This window comes from Noviherbaspirillum galbum (genome assembly GCF_010974945.1).
Classification (GTDB): Bacteria; Pseudomonadota; Gammaproteobacteria; order Burkholderiales; family Burkholderiaceae_D; genus Noviherbaspirillum; species Noviherbaspirillum galbum.
On record NZ_JAAIVB010000089.1, the window covers coordinates 1 to 4,107 of the forward strand.

4 protein-coding genes and 1 pseudogene are annotated in these 4,107 nt (G+C 52.5%); all 5 read left to right on the forward strand.

The features are described from left to right. The first annotated feature begins 801 nt into the window (after positions 1–801). Positions 802–1,137, forward strand: coding sequence for a hypothetical protein (locus tag G3574_RS27935; protein WP_163968848.1), 336 nt, complete (start codon positions 802–804; stop codon positions 1,135–1,137). A 519-nt stretch (positions 1,138–1,656) separates the two neighbouring features. Further along, positions 1,657–1,986 carry a transposase gene (locus tag G3574_RS27940; RefSeq protein WP_163968849.1) on the forward strand — a complete coding sequence of 110 codons (330 nt, stop codon included), beginning with the start codon at positions 1,657–1,659 and terminating at the stop codon, positions 1,984–1,986. After that, positions 1,983–3,275: pseudogene (gene tnpC / locus G3574_RS27945) on the forward strand (IS66 family transposase); the annotation flags it as partial. The gene G3574_RS27940 and the pseudogene tnpC, both read left to right, overlap by 4 nt. A gap of 16 nt (positions 3,276–3,291) precedes the next feature. Then, entirely contained in the window at positions 3,292–3,594 is a 303-nt protein-coding gene (locus G3574_RS27955) for a colicin immunity domain-containing protein (protein WP_235953670.1), read from the forward strand. A gap of 154 nt (positions 3,595–3,748) precedes the next feature. Next, a partial coding sequence (locus G3574_RS27960) for a hypothetical protein (RefSeq protein ID WP_163968853.1) occupies positions 3,749–4,107 on the forward strand: 359 nt, incomplete at its 3' end.

The following is a 4,107-nucleotide window of genomic DNA, read 5'->3' on the forward strand; positions in this document are numbered from 1 at the left end:
CGATCACCCAATCAACCGCATTGATGATCTGCTGCCTTGGAACGTCGCGGGCGAACTGCCTTCCTTCGCCGTCCCCGCCTGACTTCCACTTCGCCGTCAACCACGGTGCTCAACTAACGCTTACGTTGAGCAAGCGTTCGTAAATTTTAGGTTGAATAACCCCGCTCTATTTGGCGAAGTGACGCAAAAGGATGGAATTAAGTGGAACCCCGGTGCGCCAAGCGATTCGGGGGCACGAGTCTTAACTACGCCTATGCCAGGACAGCAAGGTTCCTCAGTCATGGTGACGCCTGATAACGGGCCAGTTGTGTCGAGTCCGCTGATCACTCCGAATAATCAGCAGGCAAGATCTACGGTGTATGTCAGCCCAGCTGAAAGCTCATCCGGCGCAAACATAATATTCAATTCAGGAAGCGGGAATTCCAGTAGAGTCAATTCGTTGCCCTTCAACGAATTTCCAAGTAGCCCTGAGAGAATGAGTGAAATATTGGGAGTCCAGCCAACAAAATCTGGCTTGACACCGGACGGAACACCAAGGTTTGTCTGGGAACCTAATGAGAACACTCGAATACGTTTTGAAAGTCATCCTGAAGGCCTTAAATCAGACGACGCTGAATTTAATCCAAGGCATCACGGGGAGCATTACCATATTGAAATAAAGCCAGAGGGAATATCGTGGAACAACGCGAACAGGAATGGCCTAATCATAAAGTTGGAACCCAAAGGATACACCGCTGGTTCCGGCACAGGATTTTTGCCGGGTGAGAAATTGTCCAATACAAATTGATAAGGAAAGAAGAGATGATAGAGTTCGAAAAAATTAACTTTAACGACGCAATTATTAAAGACATAAGGATTGACCCAGTCAATATTGAAATTGACTACATTGATTGGCAGGAAAAAGGTCATACATTAATTTTTTGTAATCAAATTAGCCTTTTTAGTTTAAGCCCGCACGGAAAAGCACTGAGTCATGGAGAATTGGAAAGTCATGGCAGTTATCTAATCGAATGCTGCGAGGCGACTGAAGAAGAATCGGTTGCCAGCTTTATGGTTTTTAACTTTGTAGATGCTTGGGGCGGCCGAAAAATACTTCGGATCGTCGCTGAACGCTTCGAAAGAGTTTCGCACTCTTAAGTTATTGGATCTGCTAAGGTCTTTGTGTAAGGTTGCATCAAAAATTTGAAAGGGATACTTCATAACTGATGCAATAGTCACCGAGAAAACACTTAAAAAGAAGCTCACTGCGAAAAAGGCACTCTCACCGTTATCGGGCGAGTTGATCAATCAGCTGAAGGCCGGCGTTCAAGACTAGTGTGCCAATTCGTTCACTGACGAATCCGGCCCAAACGAATAGCTTAAGAAGTTGCGTGCTGAGCGTATGTTGATCGTCAAACCGAGATGCCAATTCTCAAACGACCAGTAATCCAAATAAATTCACTACAACGGCATGTCATCGAACGTAGTGCTGGTGCCAAGCGGCAAATTCCATTTTGCTACGCAATATTACCGCCTGTCTAGGGTTAAGCCTAAATTGGTAAGCAAGCACGAACATTGTCTGCTTAGCTTTGACGAGTGTAAACACCTAGCAAACCCTCGTTGTGGCAGGATCGGCCGATAAGGATGATCATGTTCACCTAAAAAAGTGGACTCCTCATGACAGAACCGATCCCTACGACCGCGCGTCGACGGCCCTATGACGCCGCCAAGAAGACGCAAATCCTGGCGGGGTATGAACGTCCTGGCGCATCGATTGCCGCCGTGGCCATGGCACATGGCATCAACGCCAACCTCATTCACAATTGGCGTGCCCGTGCCATGCGCCGCCAAGGGGCTGTTGCAGCGGCGGCGGCTGCTTCCGTTGTTCCTGTTCTCGTGCCGGCGTCCGCTACATCTGCCTGCAATGCCGAGTTGCGCATTGAATTGCGCCGCGGGCCAGTGAGGGCCGTTGTCAGCTGGCCTCTATCAGAGGTGGGAAAATGCTGACGGCCGAGATCGAGCAGCTGGCGCCGATCAAACCAGCTAACGACAAGGACCAGAAACGGCAGTCCAAGCCCGTCGCCTTGCCGGCATTGTTGCCGCGCAAGGATGTGCATCACGAACCGGACTCCAGCAGCTGCCATTGCAGTTGCCACCTGCATCGCATTGGCGAAGATGTAGCCGAGAAGCTTGATTGCCAGCCCGGCGCGTTCACCGTGGAGCGCCATGTACGTTGCAAGTGGGTGTGCCGGGAGTGTGAGACGCTGGTGCAGGCTCCGGTGCCGCCGCAGATCATCGACAAGGGCATCCCCACAGCAGCACTATTGGCACAAGTTCTGGTGCCAATAGTGCTGGATCAGCTCCGCTGGTATCGCCAAAGCGGTATCTATGGACGGTCCGGATTTGCGATCCCGGACACCACTCTGGCGCAATGGGTTGGCGTATACGGTGTGCGATTGCAGCCGCTGGTCGATGCGTTGGCAGAGCAACTGCTGGCGCAGCCGGTATTGCATGCCGACGAGACGCCGGTGGCAATGCTCAAGCCAGGCCTTGGCAAGACACATCGCGCGTACCTGTGGAGCTATTGCAGTACCAGCATGAGCAGCATGAAAGCCGTAGTATTCGACTTCGCCGAGTCGCGTGCAGGACGCCATGCCGGAGAATTCCTGGAAGATTGGCAAGGGACGCTGGTCTGCGACGACTTCGCCGGTTACAAGGCGCTGTTCCGACAAAGTATTATGGAAGCAGGCGGCATGGCACAGGCACGCCGCAAGTTCCATGAGCTGTATGCTAACCACAAAAACCAGAATGTCGAGGAAGCGCTAAAGCTGTTTGGCGTGCTGTACGACGTTGAACGGCAGGTACAGGAGGTAAATTGCGAAGCCAGAAAAATGCTGTGAAAGAAGCTGGGCACACCAGCGGCCGACACCTTGCATGCCCGTCTATGGGCGCAACGACAGCGTGTGCCGGAAGGTGGCGCCACCGCCAGGGCAATCCATTACAGCCTGGAGCGCTGGGGAGCACTGATGCGCTATCTTGAAGAAGGTGCGGTGCCAATCGACAACAACTGGGTCGAGAACCAAATCTGCCCGATTGCCCTTGGCAGAAAGAATTGGTTGTTCGCCGGTAGTCTGCGTGCCGGTCAACGCGCTGCTGTGGTGATGAGCCTGCTCCATTCGGCACGGCTGAACGGCCATGGCCCGCACGCCTACATGAACGATGTGCTTGAGCGCTTGCCAACGCTGCCCGGCAGTTGCATCAGCGATCTGCTGCCGCATCGCTGGACGCCCATCTGATCCCGCCGTTCAGCTCATGACGATTCCGTCAAGCCGGGATCGCCGGGTGCTTACTATAAATCTAATGAATAAGGTAATAAATAATGAAATTTTCTTAGAGGAATTCTCACGTTTTTATATCAGCTTATTCCAAGAAGAAACGTCACATTTCGACAGCAATATTTATGACGCGATTAATAGTGTTTTTTTAGACGCCGACGAATATGTTCCTTTGGCAGATGAGAACTACAAAAGCCTTGAATGTAAATTTCCAAACTTTCTAATTGCAGATGAAGAATTTATGAAGCGCATTGAAGTGGCAATAAAAAAGTTGATTTAAGTTTGAGGACTCACCCATACCGGTTGATACCAGCAACTCTCAACCACCGGTCGCATTCTTGCTTGTCTTCAGGCACCGATGTTGAATGTTGTGTGTTAAAAGAGCGCGTGCAGGTCTCTTGTCATAATGTAGCTTAGTCAGCGCATCGGCTACGGTGCACAACGGGGCCGCGCCGGATTTCTTAGCGAACCTGGGCGCGCGACTGAAACAGCCAACAAGCGCCACACTGGACAACGTTGCCAGAGCTACGCTGCTCAGCGACAAGGTCACCACCAGCCTGGCCGCACTGCAGCAGCAGGAGCAGGCCGATCTCGCGCAAAAGCAGTTGCAGGCCGCCACCGCCGCCCGCATAGCCGCACAACCGATGTCAGTGGCGCCCGGCGCGCTGCCAGCAAGCGTGACCTCCACCAGCGGCACCAGCGTCGTCACGACCAAACCTCAAGCCAGCGCCGACGGACTGCGTCCCCTGGTGAACATCACCACCGACCGCTGGGGCAACGTGCAGACGATGTC